A 19,340-nucleotide genomic window follows, 5' to 3' on the forward strand; every position below is an offset into this window, starting at 1 on the left:
CTCCCTGTGTGAAATTTCATTTTTTATTGATCATTTCTCTGCTGTTTGCCGAAATCTGTTCGGCGCAAAACGACACCCATCAGCAGCAACTAGAAAAAATTAAAAAGGAGTGTGAAAGCATTCAGGCCGCCTTCTCTGGTAATCCAGGTAGTTTTGAAGAATTGGTGAAAAAGGCAAACAAGGGCCTTGCATTATCAAAAGCAGACGAGCACGAATACAGGTTTACATTTCACATGGCAGCAGGAATTGGCTATTACTATCAACAGAATTTCGAAAAAACAAAAAACGAATTTGAGAAGGCTTATCAGGAGGCGGAAAAAGCCAAACTGCTCGAAAAAAGCACCAAACCTTTGGGCCATCTGGTCTCCGTTTACTACTACCTGGGACAAGCCGATAAGGCAGATGAAGCCGCCCGAAAACTGAAACAAATTGCTGACACCAACCCATCGCTACCAAATCTGAGCGACATTTATTACAATTTGGGCATGTACAATCAGCAACAAAAAATGTATTTCAGCATTGCGCTGGGTCACTTTCTTAAAAGTACTGAGCTCCAAAAAGCCAGTGTTGATACCTCTACTACTCCCAAGACTAAACTGGATTATGCCTTGAAGCTGATGATGGTTTCAGAGATATACCTGTACCTGAAACAACCTGAAAAGGCACTTGAATACCTAAAATTGACTGAACCTTACCTTGGTCAATCCGCAGTTGTCCACATTGCCGTTTATGGCAAGTATGTCCGTAGTTATGTCCTTCTGGATAACCGTGGCGAAGCACTTAAATATTACAATAAGTTGTTTGAAACTGCAAAAAAGAGCCCCGGAAAATGGTCCGAGCTTGTATCGTCCAACCTTAAAATGTCGGAGATGGAAATCAAACACAAAAATTATCCGCAGGCAAAATCCTATATCGACAAAGCCAATAAACGGGCATTGGTCGACAACAAGCCCATCATGACTACCTCTGTCAACCTGGCATATGGCGACTATTACAAGGAAATAGGTCAACCGGAAAAAGCTGTGAGCTATTACCGTAACTCCGCGAAAGCATCCGCTCAGTTTAATAAAGAACAATATGCGGAGCTGCTCAAATCGCTGACCGAAATAGAAATAACATTGGGTGAAACGAAACAGGCTGCTGCTACTTACAAACAATATATAGCGGTCGAAGACTCCCTGAATCATGAAAAAATAGCGCTGAACATTGCCGAAATGGAAGCTGTTTTCCAGAACAAAGCGAAGCAAAGCCAAATTAATGAACAGCAGGCGGAGCTGGATTTTAACAAAAAACAAAAGCTTTGGCTTGCAGGAGCGGCAGGTTTGCTGGCACTGGTGGTGGTCTTGCTCATTGTGATTTACCGTAACAAACGAAAAGCTGCCAATAGCCTGGATGCCAAGAATAAGGAACTCGAAAAGGTGATTTCGGCTCTGGATGAAGCCAATCAGGCCAAGGCCAAACTGTTCGGTATCATCAGCCATGACCTTCGGTCGCCGATTAGCCAGGTGTATCAGTTCCTGAAATTACAGCAACTGAACCCGAAATTATTAAACGACGCACAGCGCGCCGAGCTAAGCGAAAAAATACAGACTGCTACAGGCACTTTGCTTGAAACCATGGAAGATCTGCTTTTATGGTCCAAAACGCAGATGAACCAGTTTACAACCGATATTCAGCCTACCCAAATACTGCAGGTCACCAACCAGTGCATTGCCCTTTTGAAGCTCAACATGGACGCCAAAAGTATTCGTGCCGAAAACCTCATTCCGGAGAATAGCATTATTCAAACAGATCCTTCGTACTTGCAAACAATCGTACGCAATCTCCTGCAAAACGCCGTGAAAGCATCCGGGGAAGGAGGGCTCATTAGGCTGGGATTCTCATCCCATTCTGACGAGCAAGTTCTTTGGATAGAAAATTCCGGACCAACTTTTACCCAGGAAGCCTACCGGCAAATCATTTCACAAAAAGACAATGGAAAAGGTTTATCTGGCCTGGGACTCAGGCTTATCGATGAATTATCAGAGAAAACAGGGTTGAGAATTGTATTTGAAAATCCGGGTGAAAATCTAACGCGGGCTTTGGTTGTTTTTCCAAAGAAGTGATCCTGCTGATCCATGAAGAGAAATTGCTCTTTGTTTTGGGTATGAGTGCCACAAAAACCTGTATTACAAAAGGGGAAAGCCAACCGTACGAAATTAATCAGCAATAAGGATCACGCTGGAATATGACGCTAATAGCCAACCATTATCAGTTTTGGAGTTAGCCTTATTTGAGCTAAAAAGAAGCTGACCGAAGTAATGGTTTTCAATGGGCAGGTATATCAATTTAGAAAGTTTGCAGAGATTGTGAATGATAAGCACCGGCCTTTTATCATGCGGGCGCAAGTATGCCAGAATTTCCTGGTCGTTCAGATCAACGGTTTCGATGTTGGGATGCAATACCTGCCCAAGTGCAGGTTCGGACTTCCGAAGTTTGATGAGGGTTTTGTAATGATTAAAGATGGAATTTTCGTCAAACTGTTGAACCGATAAGGGCAAAACATTTTTTTTTGTCGAAAATTCGGCCTGTAACCAGGTTGTTGTTGAATCGTCATCCGGCGAGCTGCTCCACAAAAACGGTTCCCGGATATAGGTGTCCGGCTTAGTTCCCAGCATGCCTAGTTCTTCCCCATAATATAAGTAGGGTTGCCCGGGCAGGGTGAGCAGGATACTGGCAGCCAGCTTTATTTTGTCTGGATTATTTCTCACCACACTGCCAATCCGGTCCTGGTCGTGATTGGTGAGCATCGTGGCGTCAATAAAATCGGGATTGTATCTGGCAAACAGCTCGTAGTTGGTAAGGAGTTTCTGAACCAGGTTCTCGTCCGTTTCGCTGAGCAGGATCCTTTGTATGGCAAAACTGATGTCAAAATGGAAAGCGGAATTTAGATTTTTGAAATAGGGGGCAACCTCTTCGGCGGTGGCCCATATTTCGCCAACGGTGTAAGCCTCAGGTTTAATGTTCCGCACAAAGTAGTCGAAAAACCACCAGAAATGCTGATTGTTGTAATTGACCCAGGTGGGATAAATGTGGCGTGCAGCATCCAGCCTGAATCCATCGACACCGATATCAATCAGCCAAAAATGAATGATGTAGGATAATTCGATACGAAGCTTGTCCGAGTCATAATTGAGGTCAGGCATGCCACTGTAAAACAGGCCGTAATATTGTTCGGAGTCGCCCGGATTATCATGCCAGGGGTATACTTCATTGGAGTCTGCCGAAGTTTCGCGCTTATCAATACCCATTTCTGCAATTTTTTCGGGCGTCATCCACCAGTAGAATTCCCTATAAGGGTTGTCCGGGCCTTTGCTGGCCTCAACGAACCAGGGATGTAAAGTACTGGTGTGGTTAACGATCAGATCCAGATATACGGCTATGCCGCGGTTGTGTGCTTCGCTGAGCAGATTTTTGAAATCGTCGAGGGTGCCGTATTCCGGATCTATACCATAGAAATCCACCACATCGTATTTGTGGTAAGTAGGAGAGGGGTGGACCGGTGTAAGCCAGATCGCTTCAACACCCAGGTCCTGCAGGTAATCCAGTCGGGAGGTAATTCCGTTCAGGTCGCCAATGCCATCACCATTTGAATCGCAAAAGGAGCGTACAAAAATTTCGTAGCAGATACGCGGAATAAAATGGGGTATGTTTGACTTCATTTAAGTTTGTGATGAATATGATTCGCAGCGCAGTGCTTTTCCTCGATCAGGATTTGTTTCGGAATTATTTAATTGTTCGTGTACGGTTGCAAGAGCTCGTAAACCAGGTGCACAGGCAAACCCATAATCGTGTAATAGGAACCTTCAATTTTATTTATCCCAATCATGCCAATCCATTCCTGAACCCCATAGGCGCCTGCTTTATCGTAAGGCTTGTAATTGGTAACATAATAATCAATTTCAGCGGCGGTAAGTGCTTTGAACGAGACCAGGGCAATATCTGAAACAGTTTCGATGCGATCACCCACCAAAAGACTCACTGCCGTAATTACTTCGTGCGTTCGGCCAGACAGTGACGCTAACATGCGCACAGCATCGTCATGATCGGCAGGCTTACCCAGAATCTGGTTATCTATGACCACAATGGTGTCGGCTGTGAGCACAAGGTGCTCGGGGTAGAGTCCCTTAAAGACTTTTGCTTTTTGGCAACTTATAAAGGACGCCACCTGATCCGTTTTAAGATCATCCGGGAAACTTTCATCGCTGTGCAGCACTCGAACTTCAAATGTGAAGCCACAGTCCCGAAGTAGCTGTTTACGTCTTGGAGAGTTAGAGGCAAGAATCAGAGGCTGACAAAGTTGAAACATGAGAAATTTTTCAAAAAACTTTAATTATTGTAACTATCTGTAATGTAGTTATTTAGTCCTGGTTTGCTTTTCGTTATGCTGATAAATATACACCTTTTTTATGAAGCAGGAACTTTGAAGTAATAAATAGATGTTCATACATTAAATGTATATACAATGTTATTGTACTACTAACAAGTTGTGTGCTATGTCAATAGAAACCGATATTAAGCAAAAAAGATTTCGGACTCCGTATCAGCGGTTGGTACTGAATCTTATTTATACAAGTAACTGGCTTGGCTACAAGCAAATAGAGATTTTGAGGGAACATGACCTCACACCGGAGCAGTATAATGTGCTCAGGATTTTGCGCGGGCAGCATCCCAATCCGATCAAAGTGAGTGATATATCCGAACGTATGCTTGATAAAAATTCCAACACATCCAGGCTGATCGATAAACTTCTTCTTAAAGATCTTGTAACCCGGACGTCCTGCCCCAGCGACCGGCGCGCAGTGGATGTAGTGATCAATGAAGCGGGGTTGGCTTTACTTTTATTGATTGACCCCAAAGTAGAGGATTGGGAAAATAGCCTGAATACCATTACCCATGAAGAAGCAGATGCAATCAGTGCACTGCTGGACAAGCTCAGAAAATCAGAATAGAATACAATTGAAAACCAAATAAACAGCAAACCAAGTTAAATTTAAATGAACAGTACAATGAAATCTTTGAAAGCAGTAGCAGCATCCCTGGCAGTATCTTTATTCGTTTCATTTTCCGTGTCTGCCGCGGATGGCGACAAAGGAAAAGCGACCAATTTGAAAGTAAACGCCTCCAAAAGCGATCTGACATGGAATGCAAAAAAAGTAACCGGTGAGCACACGGGTAAGATTGCCCTTAAAGAAGGTACCATTACAATGAATGGGGCCAAATTGACAGGTGGAAGTTTCGTAGCAGATCTGAACAGTATCACCTGTACAGATCTTACCGACAAAACATACAATGACAAGTTGATTGGGCATTTGAAATCGGATGATTTCTTTTCCGTTGCGAAGCATCCTACGGCTAAGTTTGTGGTTACCAAGGCAACTGCGAAGAGTGCGGGACAGTATGACGTAACAGGAGACCTTACCATCAAAGGAATTACCAAACCGGTTACTTTTCCTGTAACCGTAAAAACTACACCGTCAGGTGCAGAAGCTACTGGTAAACTGGTTGTTGACCGTTCGAAATTCGATATTAAATACAATTCAAAATCGTTTTTTGATGTAAGTACTCTGGGAGACAAAATGATTCATGATGACTTTACTATTGATGTAAAGCTTGTTGCCGCAAAATAGTTGTAGCCAAGGCTGTAATCACTTCCTCATTCAGCATGTGTTGCCGTCGCGCTAATTGTGCGACGGTTTTTTTGTGCAATCTTTTGCGTGATCGTCTCCAATTTTGGACTAGATCAGGTGCTCCCGATAGAGCGGGAAGTCGTCAAGGTAGTGGATTTGCCCCCCGATCGCCTGAAAGCAATAGTGATTGAGACCATTGGTAACAGCCAGATAGGTGGGTTGTAATGTAAAATTGTAACGGCTTATCTGCGCGAAGGTGGCTTCTCCAACCGCAACAAAAGGCGCCTTACATTCCACTAAAAGAAACGGGGACCCTGTGTTCGACAGAATCATGATATCGGTTCGCTTGGCAAGAGAATTGTAGCGCATACCGGTTTCAATAGCAAATAGGGATCTCGGATAATTGTAGTGCGAAATGAGCAAGTGGATAAAATGCTGCCGCACCCATTCCTCAGGGGTGAGTGAGACGAATTTTTTGCGGATAATATCGAAGATATATGGTTTACCGTTTACGTCCTTAACTTTGTAACCAAACGTGGGAAGATTTAATGATTCCATAGACGAAGATACGCATCACAGCAAACCAACCCTATAATAGCGCCAAAAACATGACGACCAAAGAACAAATTGTAGAGAACTGGCTTCCCAGATATACCGGCACACCTGTGGAGGAGTTCGGAAATTATATATTGCTTACCAATTTTGGAAACTATGTAAGCATGTTTGCGGACAAATTTGGGGTAGAGATCAAGGGGCAGGGTAGGGCCATGCAAACGGCTACGGCTAATGATATCACCATTATCAATTTTGGCATGGGTAGTCCGATGGCGGCTACCGTCATGGACCTTTTGTCTGCCATAAGCCCCAAGGCGGTTTTGTTTCTGGGAAAATGCGGAGGATTGAAAAAAACGCAGGTTGGCGATCTGATCCTCCCTATAGCGGCGATACGTGGTGAGGGTACCAGTGATGATTACATGCCATCCGAAATTCCTGCACTGCCGTCGTTTCGCCTGCAAAGTACGGTATCGGCCAGTATTGCCAAACATAAGATGGACTATTGGACAGGTACCGTTTATACGACTAACCGGCGCATTTGGGAACATGATGATAGTTTTAAAGAATATCTCCGGGATATCAGAGCCATGGCGATAGATATGGAGACGGCTACAATCTTTATCGTGGGCTTCGCCAACTCGATACCGCACGGCGCACTCCTGCTGGTATCGGATAATCCTCTGGTACCGGAGGGGGTAAAGACCGAAGAGAGTGACAAAAAGGTTACGTCTGACTATGTAAAAAGTCATTTGGATATTGGTATTGAGGCCCTGACGGAGCTTGCGAAGTCAGGTGAATCGGTAAAGCATCTAAGATTTGAAGGTTAAAAAGCAGAATTTTTTATCAATACTAATTAAATCAGAGCAGGGTAGCGGGAAAATGGAAAATGAAACATTGTATGACCGCATAGGCGGGGACCAGGCGTTGCGGTTGCTTACAGACCGTTTTTATGATCTGGTGTTTAAACACGAATTGATATCGAGACTTTTCAAAAATGATAAGGATGAAATAAAGGAAAAACAGCGGCTCTTCCTTACGCAGTTTCTCGGAGGCCCGCAATTGTATTCCGACGTTCATGGCCATCCAATGATGCGTGCCCGGCACATGCCTCATGTCATTACCGAAGACGACGCAGTGGCCTGGCTTCAGTGTATGTCGGAGGCAGTAGGCAGCCTGCCAATCGAAAAGGAACTTAAAGACGAGCTTTTTGACCGGTTTCCGAGAACGGCCTTTTTTATGGTAAATCATTAATAATGATAAGGAGAAGCGGTTTTTAAACTCCCGTTAATTCAAATTTGATAAATTTCGCGAGCCAAGCGCTCAGTGATCGGAGAAAGAAATTCTTACCTTTGCGGCATGAATTTTAAAGAGGAGCTTCACAAGTACCCCATTCTCGACATCATTGCCCTTGCCGCCGGTAAGCTTGGTGTGGAGGCATATATTATCGGCGGATTTGTTCGGGATCTGATTTTGAAACGACCCAGCAAAGACATCGATATAGTATCCATAGGTAGCGGGATTGAGTTGGCCGAATTGGTCGCCAGCCAGTTAGGCTCTGATGTGCATGTGAGTGTGTTCAAAACTTTTGGTACAGCACAGATCCGACAGGGTGACCTGGAGGTAGAATTTGTGGGGGCCCGGAGGGAGTCCTATCAGTCCGAATCCAGGAAACCTGCGGTGGAAGACGGAACTTTGGAAGACGATCAAAACCGACGGGATTTTACGATCAATGCCATGGGTATTAACCTGGGAAAGGGGCAGTTCGGAGAGCTGTTGGACCCGTTTGAAGGCATGCGCGATTTGCGTAAAAAAATAATCCGCACGCCGTTGGCTCCGGATATAACCTTTTCCGATGACCCGCTGCGCATGATGCGGGCGATCCGTTTTGCGTCTCAGCTCAACTTTGATATTGAGCCTGATACCTTTGATGCGATCATTTCTATGAAAGAGCGTATCAGGATCGTGTCTATGGAAAGGATATCGGATGAGTTGAATAAGATAATCCTTTCTCCGGTACCATCTTACGGCTTCAAATTACTTTTTCACGCCGGACTTTTAGAAATAATTTTCCCGGAGTTTGTAGAATTGCTGGGGGTTGAGCCGATTGATGGTAAGGGGCATAAGGATAACTTTTACCATACCTTGCAGGTGCTTGACAACGTTTCACAAAATACAGATGATTTGTGGCTCCGCTGGGCAGCCATCTTGCATGACATCGCCAAGCCAGCCACGAAAAAGTTTGATAAGAAAGTTGGGTGGTCCTTCCACAACCATGAAGAAATAGGGGCAAGGATGGTTCCTGTTATTTTCAGGCGGATGAAACTTCCGCAAAATGAAAAAATGCGCTTTGTTAAAAAGCTGGTTCGTTTGCATTTAAGACCCATTGTACTTTCCAGAGAGGAAATTACCGATTCGGCCATGAGACGGCTGCTCGTGGAAGCAGGCGAAGACATAGAAGCTTTGATGAAGCTCTGTCGTGCGGATATCACGTCTAAAAATCCGGAAAAGGTCAAGAAGTTTTTGCGCAACTTTGATCTGGTGGAGCAAAAGTTAAAGGATCTCGAAGAACGGGATAAGCTTCGCAATTTTCAACCAGTCATTACAGGAGAAATCATCATTAAAACCTTTGGGCTTAATCCTTCCCGCGAAGTAGGTGTGATGAAAGAGCTGATCAGAGAGGCTATTTTGGAGGGAGTAATACCCAACGAATATGACCAGGCTTATGCTTTTATGGTGCGGGAAGGTGAAAAGTTGGGATTTTCTGTGGTAACGGGTTGAAATTAAAATCTCTCGCTAACGCCGTTTCTTGCCAATTAATCAGACAGTACGGGTTCCTGGTGACGCTTATACAGGCCTTGGGGCGCCAATTCAGCTTCTTGTCACCGGTTAATAAATTCAATTGGAAACAATAGAAAAGCCGTGTTCAGGCCTTATGTAATAGTTAATGCCGTATAATTACGCTTCCATCCATTTGGACTGAAGCCTAAATAATTAATATGATCCGAAACCTGCTTTTGACCTTTTTCTTTCTGAGTTATTGTAATTCTATCTACGCTCAGACCGTTTCCACACTTACCGACGATGGAGCATGGTGCTGGTTTAGTGATCCAAGAGCGATTTATTCGAAACAGAAAAATGGACAGATTGTTACCGGCTGGGTTACCAAATCCGGAGATATTATGTCGGCCTCGCTGGATCTTAAATCTGGTAAAATTCAGCAAAAACGCCTTTACACCAAACTGGAAATAGACGATCATGACAATCCCGCTTTCCTGGAATTAACCGACAACCGGATTCTGACCCAGTATACCTGGCATGGTGGAAGCAAAAAGGGCATGGGGGTAATTCAGAATACCACCCTTCAGCCTCGGGATGTTACCACATTTTCGGATTCGCTGGTTTTTAAGCCGCAAACACCAGAGTTGCTCAAAAAATATGTCCGCGAAACCTATACCTACGCCAACCCGTTTATGCTCAGTGGCGAGAACAATAAGATTTTCAGTTTCGGAAGATGGATTGGCTTCAAGCCCAATCTTATTACATCCACAGATAATGGCAAAACCTGGTCAGATCCTGTGGTGGTCATTACCTCCAGGGAATTGAATACAAACAATCGGCCGTATGTGAAGTATTATTCCGATGGCAAAGCCAGAATTCATCTGATTTTTACGGACGGGCACCCCAATGCCGAACCGCTCAACTCCGTTTATTACTGCTACTACGAAAATGGCGCCTTCTGGCGTGCAGACGGCTCTAAAATTGCGACCATGGATCAGCTGCCCTTTCACCCTTCGGACGCCACTGTTGTATACAAAGCCACACCAGAAACCGGTAAAGCATGGATATTCGACGTAGTGGCCGATGAAAAGGGAAGGCCCGTTGTAGCTTATACGCGCTATCCTACCAACCTGCAACATCAGTATTACTACGCCGTGTATGATGGCAAAAAATGGATCGACAATCATCTGATTGACTCTGGCAAATGGTTTCCACAGACCCCGGAAGGTAAAAAGGAACGTGAAGAGAATTATTCAGGTGGACTTACCATTGATCCGATTGACCCGTCTATCGTTTATTTTTCACACGAGATCAATGACGTTTTTGAAATTTCAGAAGCGCAGACAAGCGACAAGGGCAAAACCTGGAAAACCACCCCGATCACGAGAAATTCTAAATTGGATAATGTGAGGCCAGTGATACCCAGGTACAAGAAGAAAGGCGATAAGAATGTATTGCTTTGGATGCAAAACAGAAAATACATCCATTACACCGACTACGATTCCAGCATTCTCTACCAGGTTTTACCTAAATAAAACTGAAGGTCAGCCTGCTGCATCTACCTGGTCTACTGCCCTGGCCTGGATACATTCCTGTACCGACGGCAAATGAATATAACCTTGTGTTTGCTATCTCAGGAGATACATCTGTTGAGCCATTGCCACCTCAACTGAGGTTATGGGTAATTCTAAAATAATTAAGAGGGTATTTTGCAATCAAAACGAATACCATTTTTGTAAACGATCATCACTTCACGCAATCGATATGCCTGACACTATTTAGTACCATTCCTTAGTGCCTGGTCTGTATGGCCCCTCTCAAGATGAATCATCGTTCATGGTCTATTCAGGCAAATCAAAGCATAAGAATCCCTCCCTTCATTCTGGGCATTTTTTCCGTTGGACACAGTTTTTTTCTGTTACCTTTTTCGTTTCTTTTACCGAAAACCATTGCCACTATTCCGATATGCCTCAATTCCGTCAATTCGGGCTTAGCATAGTGGCGAATGGCTATACTCATGTGTCCCTAGCCCTCTGATCCAGGTGGGTGGCCGAATAGCACCTGTATATAATTGTAATCCCTTGCTACTTTCAACCCGTCATTGTATAATTATATTGCTTATTGGATATATTACCATATTTTAAAGTGGTCAAGCCGACAACTAAAATATTTTGTATTTTGAATTGTTATTTATACAGAATTAAATTTTTAATATTTCAATTTCCGCATATATTTACGGTTACGTACACAATTCCTGTATTTGCAGTCGGGTACGTAACCGTTTAAGTTCACTTCTGATTTTTTGCTGACAGTAACATGATCGCTAAAATTCATAGATTCCGGCGTCCCTTAGCAAATGAGTTCCCAAAAGCGGGAGGTTTTATACATTCCTAATCCTGGATCGGCGCTCCAACGGAAATGAGATAAATGGCACACATCATGAAGCCAGATTAGTATCCAATAGTTATTTGCTCTACGATTTACCTGCTTACCAATGTATAAATTTTATAACACTAAACCTTAATCACCCCAAATGAATGCAAAGATTCTATTAAAACCTACCGATTCGTTGTCGGTTAAACGCACAAAAAGGCTACCCTTCCTCCTGGGTGTGTCTATGGCCATAACAGCCTCTGGGTTCTTCTCCCAGGGATTGGAAGCCAACCCCTTCAAACACAGAGGTGAAGTCGCGTCAACCTCTATTCACGTCGGACTGATCAAAGTAACCGGAAAAGTCACGGACGAAAAAGGCGAAGCACTTCCAGGCGTGAGCATCCTGCTAAAAGGTACTCAAACAGGAACGCTGACCGATGGTGAGGGTAAGTACGCCCTAGACGTGCCTGACAATGAGGCAATTCTGATGTTTTCCTATGTGGGCTATGTATCTAAAGAACTCACTGTCAGAAACCAGTCTGTTATCGACATTCAATTGGTATCCGACAGTAAAGTGCTGGATGAAATGGTTGTAATTGGTTACGGTACTGCAAAAAAGAGTGATCTTACCGGTTCTGTTGCGCGCGTCAATGCAAGCACTTTTAAAAACCAGTCTGTTACCCAGATTACCGATGTACTGGCCGGGACCATCGCGGGTTTTCAGGCTAACCAGGGGAACTCGGCTGCTGGTGGAAGTTCAATGGAAATCAGGGGCGTCAACTCATTAAATGCTTCAACCTCGCCCATGATCATTCTTGACGGCGTTATTTTCAACGGCGATCTTAAGGACATCAATTCGACGGACATTGAGACAATGGACATCCTTAAAGATGCCAGCTCCACGGCCATTTATGGTGCTCGCGCGGCCAATGGCGTAATTCTCATTACGACCAATAAGGGACAATCCGGCAAGCCGACGATTAATTTTTCTACAAAGTTTGGTATCTCCGAGGCACTCAACACGAAATTCGGCGCTCGAGATAAACAGGGATACCTTGATTTTCGGAGAGACTTTTTTCGTACCCTTGGCCTCACCCAACCAGATTACTACTGGTTTAGTCCAGACCAGTTGCCACAGGGTGTTACCCTGGACCAGTGGCGTGCAGCGGCAAACAACCCCAACGCAGACAATAGTCGCGAATGGATCAGCAGGCTCAACTTCTTCCCGACAGAAGTAGACGCGTACATGGCCGGGGAGAGTATCGACTGGGTTAAAGAGGTATTTCAAAAGGCCAAAAGGCAGGAATACGATATAAGTGTGGGTGGCGGAACAGACAATGTGTCTTATTATTGGTCCATCGGATACCTGGACAATGAAGGAATCATTCTGGGTGACAATTACTCCGCTCTCCGTTCGAGGCTAAATGTGGATTTTAAGATAACAAAGTGGTTGAACGCCGGAGTGAATGCACAGTATTCCAACCGCGACGAAAGTGCCGTTGCAGCCAACCTGAATGGCATGTACACTACAAGTCCTTATTCTAAAATGTACAATTCCGACGGCTCTCTGGCATGGTTCCCGCATGGATATGTGGGCGGTGCAAACCCGCTGTTGAACACTTACGGCCAGGATCGGTCGCGGGTTATCAATAGTGTTTTCGCGTCCATGTACGCCTCGGTGGCACTGCCTTTTGGTATCACGTATCGTTTGTCATACCAACCCCGAATTGAGTATGCAAGAGATTTTAACTATTGGTCTCCTCAAACCCTTGTAGGTGGTGACACGCGCAGTGGTGGTTATGCCACACGTGAAGATTTTAGCCGGTCGGAATGGATGATCGACAACCTTTTGAAATGGAACAAAAAAATAGGGATACATAATTTTGATGTAACCTTGCTTTACAACGCCGAAAATTTCAAGTCCTGGAGAGAAATTACGACCAACGAGGCTTTTGCACCCAGTTCGGGACTGGGATATCACGGCATGCAGTTTGGTGGTAAACCTTCCATAGTCACAGACGATATCCGTTATTCTGGTGATGGGATGATGGCAAGAATCAACTATTCGTTACTGGACAAATACCTTTTTACCGCTTCGGTAAGACGAGATGGATTCAGTGCATTTGGCCAGGAAAATCCACGTGCTGTATTTCCTGCGGCGGCATTTGCCTGGAAAATTTCCAACGAAGGTTTTTTTAAATTTGAGAAAATTAATGAGTTAAAGTTAAGATTAAGCTGGGGTAAAAACGGAAACCGGGACATAGGTCCGTACGCCGCTTTCTCTCAGATGAACTCGGTACAGTACTATGACGGTGCAAATACCCAGATTGGCATCTATACGTCCTCGCTATCCAATCCGGGATTGAAATGGGAGGAAACGGCATCATCCAATATTGGAATCGACCTAGGGCTTTTTGGCAACCGGGTTACCATGACGATCGACGCCTACGATGCCACTACCCGCAACTTGCTGGTGAGGCGCTCGCTACCCCGGGTGACCGGTTTTGAGTTTGTGACCACCAACATTGGTGCGTTGGGTAACAGAGGCTTTGAATTCACACTGGGTTCCACCAATGTGCGTAATCCCAATATTACCTGGCGGTCGAACGTGAACTTTTCTCTGAATAGAAACAGAATCAAGACCCTTTTCGGGCAAATGGGCGATTATGTTCTGGAAGGCCAGACACAGTATGGAGAGGTGCCGGATGTGACCAACGGATGGTTCATTGGCAAGCCCATTGACGTGGTATGGAACTACGACATCCAGGGCGTGTGGCAAGTGGAAGAGGCAGAGCAGGCCAAGCGCTACAATCTGAAGCCAGGTGACCTTAAGGCTGTGGATGTAAACGATAACGGAACCCTCGAGGCATTACAGGATAAGCGGTTTATCGGTTTCAAAAACCCACGTTACAATCTGGGTTTTCGCAATGACATCGATTTTCTTAAAAATTTCACAGCATCCATATTCATACGTGCAGACCTGGGCCATATCAGGAGCTTCATACAGTCGGTGCAGGGCTGGTCTACGTTCGACAGGACCAACAGTGCCAACTATCCTTACTGGACTGCCGACAACCGCAGCAACGATTATCCAAGACTGAACAACAATGTGGCACCGTTTGGTGGGGGCGTCATGCCGCATAAATCTGCCTCTTTCGTAAGGATTCAGGATGTTTCTCTTTCTTATAACATTCCCGCTACCTTGATAAGCGCTGCCAAGCTTAAAAGTGCAAGGGTTTTTGGCTCGGTGCGCAATTTAGCCACATTCACCAAATGGCCGGGCTGGGATCCTGAAACCGGAATGAATCCGGCAAATTTCTCACTGGATCCGATGCCGAGAACATTCACAATCGGCGTAAATGTGTCCTTATAACCTTTGATTTTAACTCAATAATTCCAAACGTTTTCAAAATGGAAAATAAAAAGAAATTTCGCTGGGTACTAAGCCTGGCACTGGCACTGATCTTCTCCTCTTGTTCCGAAAAATTTCTCGAACCTAAGCCTGAGTCCTTTTTCACACCGGAAAATATTTTCGTAAACAAGCAGGGTTATCAGTCACTGCTGATTACCATGAGAAAAGACCTCACCCGCGAACAGACTGGGCAAAAGAATTTTATGGCGCATCAATGGGCTGCATCAGAAGCCGGCGCACCGTGGCTACAACTTGATTTTCGTGCACTTACGCCTAATTCAGATCAATATCAGCAATTTGTCAATCAGATTAACGATATTTTTCAGATGGTAAAAAATGCCAACACCATCATCAGTCGCATCGATGCCATTACCTGGGAGACCGAAAAGGATCGCAATGTAATTTTGGCAGAAGCCCTATGGCACCGCTCTTACTGGTACTATCGTCTGATCGGAAATTACGGCGATCTGCCTTTTATTAAGGAAGAAGTAAAGGGTGCCAGGCTGGATTTCAACACGCATAGCCGATGGGCTATACTGAAAAAAATAAAAGAGGACACTGAATTCGCAGCAGAATGGTTGCCCGTTGCGCCCGGTGCAGGTGCTCCATCCAAGGGGGCTGCCAATCATCTTTTAACAAAAATTTATCTGGCCAATCTTGAGTTCGATAAAGCTGTAGAATCGGCCAACAAAGTGATCAATGGTCCCTACAAACTCATGACGGCCCGCTTCGGCCAGGATGCCTCCGATCCGAACAAGAATGTGATTTGGGATTTACACCGTCCGGACAATAAAAATCTACCTGTAAATACAGAAACCATCCTCGCATTTGTAGACCGTTGGGAAGCACCAGCCACTGCCCGTTCGGCGGGCTTGTTTACCATGCGCGTGTATCATTGTGCCTGGTACAATGGGGTCAATGCAAAAGACAGAACCGGAAAACCGGGCATGATAGATAGTGGTACCCTTTACGATTCTCTGGGTCGCGGCAACTGCGACGTGGCGCTCAGCGACTGGCACAGCTACCGCATCTGGAATGAGGCCGGAAAGGATTATAAAACCACTACCGATCTCAGAAGAGCCAATATCAACTGGTATGACCGTGAAGAACTGCGTTACAACAACCCGGCATCGGTGCAGTATCGTCAGCCGTTCGATTACAGGAATATGGATAATCCGACTGAATACTGGGCGCGTATTTTCCCGATGCCGTTTTACAAAACGTACGTTCCCAAAAAACCGGGTCAGACAGGGCAACCGTTGGGTAGTAATGGTGACTGGTATATATTCCGTTTGGCAGAAACCTATCTGCTTAGAGCTGAAGCTTATTACTGGTTGGGCCAAAAGGAAAATGCAGCTAAAGATATCAATACGGTTCGTCAGCGGGCAGGAGCTGTGCCGGTTACGGCAGCCAATGTTACACTGGATTATATATTTGATGAAAGTGCAAGAGAGTTGTTTGCCGAGGTGCCCCGACAGAATGAGCTGAACCGTGTTTCCTATATCCTGGCCAAACGCGGTGAAATGGGCTATTCACTGAGTACAATTCACCAAAAAAACTGGTTTTATGACCGGGTGAGTAAGCTCAACGATTTTTATCTGAGGTCAACAGAGGTAAATAGTCTGGGCCAAAATCCAAATATTCAGCCTTATCACTTTCAGTGGCCAATCAGTGATCTGATTATCAATGCCAACTCCCTGGGCAGAATCAATCAGAACCAGGGATACGCAGGCGCGCAAGCCAACAAACCACCGCTAGAAACCATAGAATAGCCGGTTATCTAAACTCGTTGAATTTTCCGTCATACGGCCATGCAAACTTGCGTGGTGCAGTATGGCGGAAATGCTTATCCGGCTACTGCGTAAATCAGGTTTCACTCCGGTAGAACCTGCCAATCATCATTCTTTATACCTTAAAATGCTCTTGCCTCCACCCTGAAAAACACTCCAAAAGTTATGAGAACCTATTTGATCGCTATCCTGTTATTTGTCTCCATCAAAGTATTGAGTGCAAATGAAGATGCGTTGACACCCGTAGATTCCCTTAGTTGGATGGTTGGCGTATCAAAAGTGAAGATCACACCTTCCGGATCCATCTGGATGGGCGGTTACGCTTTCCGGGATCATGCATCAGAAGATATACTCTCAGACCTTTATGCGAAAGCAATTGCTCTGGTGGATAAAAATGGGAGAAAAGCTGTGATCGTAACAGCTGATCTAATCAATATACCGAAGTACATTTCGGACCCGATCAGGGACGAACTTGCCTTGCGAATGGGATTAGAAAGGGCACAAATCATTCTGAATATTTCGCATACACATTCGGGGCCGGCTGTGGTTCTTGAACCGTTGCGTTTTGAAATCAACGCTGCAGAACAAAAAACGGTTGAAAACTACACGGAAAAATTAAAGACACAAATTGTTAGGCTGGTAGCCGATGCCTTTGGCACAATACAACCTGTGAGGCTGTACTCCGGCAATGGGGTCGCCCGGTTTGCGGTCAATCGCAGGAATAACACAGAATCACTTATTGCACAGGCAACAGAGCTTAAGGGGCCTTCGGATCATGCGGTTCCCGTAATCAAAGCCGTTGACATGAAGGGGAAAATTGTTGCTATTCTATTTGGTTATGCCTGTCACGCCACAGTACTCGGCAGCTATCAAATATCCGCCGACTACCCTGGTTATGCGCAGACCATGTTAGAAAAAATGTATCCGGGAGTAGTTGCATCGTTTTTTCAGGGAGCAGGCGGTGACCAGAATCCATTGCCCAGAAGGTCGGTTCCGCTGGCGAAGCAATATGGCTCCGAATTGGCTGTCGCAGTAGAAAGGGTGCTAGAGTCGGATATGAAGTCCTTGACCTCGAACCTGATGACTTCCTATTCTGAAACAGAATTGAAATTTGCCAATCCAGTTCCCACCCGGCAAGAACTGGATAAAATGATCGATGATACCAAAACCAATGCGCCATGGATCATTAACAAGGCGAAGTTGTTGCGTGCACAACTCGACAAGGGTGAAACGCTCCCGAGCAGTTACCCTTATCCGGTCCAGGTATGGAGGCTGGGAGAACAGGCTGTGATTACCCTGGGAGGAGAAATCGTGGTTGACTATGCGATACAGTTAAAAAGAATTTTTGGAAAGCAACTATTTGTGATGGGCTACTCCAACGATGTCATGGAATACGTCCCATCGGCCAGAATTATCGTGGAAGGCGGCTACGAAGGTAGCCGGTCGCCCATCTTTTCTACCCCCTGGAGAGCGGACATTGAATCCAGGATTATTCAGGAAATAATTCGTCTGGCCGAGCAGGTCGGTCTTAGACCTTAGCATTTCGCCAACATTAGCTTCATTATCCACAGCCATTGCTGATGAAACTGAAAATCTCAGGGGTCAACACATTTAACCTTTGATATTTCTCTTTTACAATCACTTTATAGTATACCAATTCCGCAGACGAACATCAATCGACGCATTGGAAGTGTTTACCAGTTTTTTGAAGTTTTCGGTATCACTAAGTCCACCTGCGCCGCGATAGTGGTAAGGGTATACAATTTTAGGCTTAAAATCAAGAACTGCGGAAGCCGCCTCAGGCACGTCCATCGTATAAGGCAGATTCATACAAACGAAGGCTACATCGATATTTTTTAGCGCCCTCATTTCCGGTACTCCTGCTGTATCTCCGCTGATGTAGATGGTTTTACCTCCCATTTTTAGTACATAACCATTGCCCCTGCCTTTGGTATGCTTGGCGTCCGCTGTCTCAGGAAGATTGTACATCGGTATAGCTGTGATGGAAATGTCGAGTTTACTGATGGTTTGCCCATTATTGAGTACCACCGTTTTTGATTTCAATACATCTGACATTTTATCAACTACTGCCTGCGGTGCAATCAATATGGCATGCGAAAGATCAAGCGCGTCAAGTGTAGCCACATCAAAATGGTCTCCATGAATATCTGTGATCAGGATCAGGTCAGGGGTAGCTATGCCCTGAAATGTTTTTGTTCCCTGGTATGGATCTGCATAAATCGTTTTACCGTTCCAGGAAAGTGCGAGCGTGGCGTGATTGAGTGGCTGAATTTTCAGAGGGCCTTTCGATGTTTTGATATCGTCAGTAGCCGGGAGTTGCGCATGGGAAACAGCGCCAAGGAACATAAACAGTAAAGGGAGTAAGTGTTTCATAATCAGCCTGTTTTATGATTGTATCAAAATGGACTATACATCCGTACTTTAGTTAATAGGTACACTTCATCAAGGATTATAACCAGGCCTTGACCGGTTTTCATTGCTTCTAAGTTCTTCGCGTTTGGCCTCGTCTATTTCCTCGAAATAGCTTACCACATACATCAAGGGTAGGGTTATCCGATCCGCAGCGTTTGACAATTGTATCACCGCCCGATCATTGGAAATTTTGTCGAATCCAATGAAATTACCCCGTATCATATCGCCAGGTGATTTTTGATGACTGATTATCCTGTTGATGTATTTTTCTGCCCGCTTTTGCAGGCCGGTTAATTGTGTAGCCGCCATGTGTATTTATATTTCTTTAAC

General features: G+C 45.0%; 15 protein-coding genes. 10 read left to right on the top strand and 5 right to left on the bottom strand.

The window, feature by feature from the left end; translation table 11 throughout:
• Positions 1-8: 8 nt before the first annotated feature.
• Positions 9-2,105, top strand: a complete 2,097-nt coding sequence (locus DYADSP32_RS00120) for a sensor histidine kinase (RefSeq protein ID WP_149244601.1) — start codon at positions 9-11, stop codon at positions 2,103-2,105.
• Positions 2,106-2,198: 93 nt separating this feature from the next.
• Here DYADSP32_RS00120 and DYADSP32_RS00125 read toward each other — a convergent pair whose 3' ends face one another.
• Positions 2,199-3,701 carry an alpha-amylase family glycosyl hydrolase gene (locus tag DYADSP32_RS00125; RefSeq protein WP_149244600.1) on the bottom strand — a complete coding sequence of 501 codons (1,503 nt, stop codon included), beginning with the start codon at positions 3,699-3,701 and terminating at the stop codon, positions 2,199-2,201.
• A 68-nt stretch (positions 3,702-3,769) separates the two neighbouring features.
• Positions 3,770-4,348 (bottom strand): Maf family nucleotide pyrophosphatase, encoded by a 579-nt coding sequence (locus tag DYADSP32_RS00130; RefSeq protein WP_149244599.1) that lies wholly within the window; start codon positions 4,346-4,348, stop codon positions 3,770-3,772.
• A 187-nt stretch (positions 4,349-4,535) separates the two neighbouring features.
• Here DYADSP32_RS00130 and DYADSP32_RS00135 point away from each other — a divergent pair, with 187 nt between their 5' ends.
• The gene (locus tag DYADSP32_RS00135; protein ID WP_149244598.1) at positions 4,536-4,991 is read left to right on the top strand and encodes a MarR family transcriptional regulator; all 456 of its coding nucleotides are present in this window, start codon (positions 4,536-4,538) and stop codon (positions 4,989-4,991) included.
• A gap of 57 nt (positions 4,992-5,048) precedes the next feature.
• Positions 5,049-5,669, top strand: a complete 621-nt coding sequence (locus DYADSP32_RS00140; protein WP_149244597.1) for a YceI family protein — start codon at positions 5,049-5,051, stop codon at positions 5,667-5,669.
• 108 nt (positions 5,670-5,777) lie between these two features.
• Here DYADSP32_RS00140 and DYADSP32_RS00145 read toward each other — a convergent pair whose 3' ends face one another.
• On the bottom strand, positions 5,778-6,227 hold the full coding sequence (locus tag DYADSP32_RS00145) for a type I restriction enzyme HsdR N-terminal domain-containing protein (protein ID WP_149244596.1): 450 nt from the start codon (positions 6,225-6,227) through the stop codon (positions 5,778-5,780).
• 50 nt (positions 6,228-6,277) lie between these two features.
• On the opposite strand from DYADSP32_RS00145, the gene DYADSP32_RS00150 reads away from it, so the two are divergent.
• The 7 genes from DYADSP32_RS00150 (at position 6,278) to DYADSP32_RS00180 (ending at position 18,116) form a co-directional block, all read left to right on the top strand.
• Positions 6,278-7,051 (top strand): AMP nucleosidase, encoded by a 774-nt coding sequence (locus DYADSP32_RS00150; protein WP_149244595.1) that lies wholly within the window; start codon positions 6,278-6,280, stop codon positions 7,049-7,051.
• A gap of 52 nt (positions 7,052-7,103) precedes the next feature.
• Positions 7,104-7,475, top strand: coding sequence for a globin (locus tag DYADSP32_RS00155; RefSeq protein ID WP_149244594.1), 372 nt, complete (start codon positions 7,104-7,106; stop codon positions 7,473-7,475).
• A 105-nt stretch (positions 7,476-7,580) separates the two neighbouring features.
• Positions 7,581-9,002: a CCA tRNA nucleotidyltransferase gene (locus DYADSP32_RS00160; RefSeq protein ID WP_149244593.1), complete on the top strand. Its 1,422-nt coding sequence runs from the start codon at positions 7,581-7,583 to the stop codon at positions 9,000-9,002.
• Between the two features lie 218 nt (positions 9,003-9,220).
• Positions 9,221-10,537, top strand: coding sequence for a BNR-4 repeat-containing protein (locus tag DYADSP32_RS00165; protein ID WP_149244592.1), 1,317 nt, complete (start codon positions 9,221-9,223; stop codon positions 10,535-10,537).
• 998 nt (positions 10,538-11,535) lie between these two features.
• Positions 11,536-14,748 carry a SusC/RagA family TonB-linked outer membrane protein gene (locus DYADSP32_RS00170; RefSeq protein WP_414617385.1) on the top strand — a complete coding sequence of 1,071 codons (3,213 nt, stop codon included), beginning with the start codon at positions 11,536-11,538 and terminating at the stop codon, positions 14,746-14,748.
• Positions 14,749-14,786: 38 nt separating this feature from the next.
• Complete coding sequence (locus DYADSP32_RS00175; RefSeq protein WP_149244591.1) at positions 14,787-16,559, top strand: RagB/SusD family nutrient uptake outer membrane protein; 1,773 nt, start codon at positions 14,787-14,789, stop codon at positions 16,557-16,559.
• 183 nt (positions 16,560-16,742) lie between these two features.
• Positions 16,743-18,116: a neutral/alkaline non-lysosomal ceramidase N-terminal domain-containing protein gene (locus tag DYADSP32_RS00180; RefSeq protein WP_149244590.1), complete on the top strand. Its 1,374-nt coding sequence runs from the start codon at positions 16,743-16,745 to the stop codon at positions 18,114-18,116.
• A 99-nt stretch (positions 18,117-18,215) separates the two neighbouring features.
• On the opposite strand, the gene DYADSP32_RS00185 is transcribed toward DYADSP32_RS00180, so the two are convergent.
• Positions 18,216-18,971 (bottom strand): MBL fold metallo-hydrolase, encoded by a 756-nt coding sequence (locus DYADSP32_RS00185; protein ID WP_149244589.1) that lies wholly within the window; start codon positions 18,969-18,971, stop codon positions 18,216-18,218.
• Positions 18,972-19,040: 69 nt separating this feature from the next.
• Positions 19,041-19,319 (bottom strand): hypothetical protein, encoded by a 279-nt coding sequence (locus DYADSP32_RS00190; RefSeq protein WP_149244588.1) that lies wholly within the window; start codon positions 19,317-19,319, stop codon positions 19,041-19,043.
• Positions 19,320-19,340 lie beyond the last annotated feature (21 nt).

Source organism: Dyadobacter sp. 32, from assembly GCF_902506755.1.
In the GTDB taxonomy this organism is placed as follows: domain Bacteria; phylum Bacteroidota; class Bacteroidia; order Cytophagales; family Spirosomataceae; genus Dyadobacter.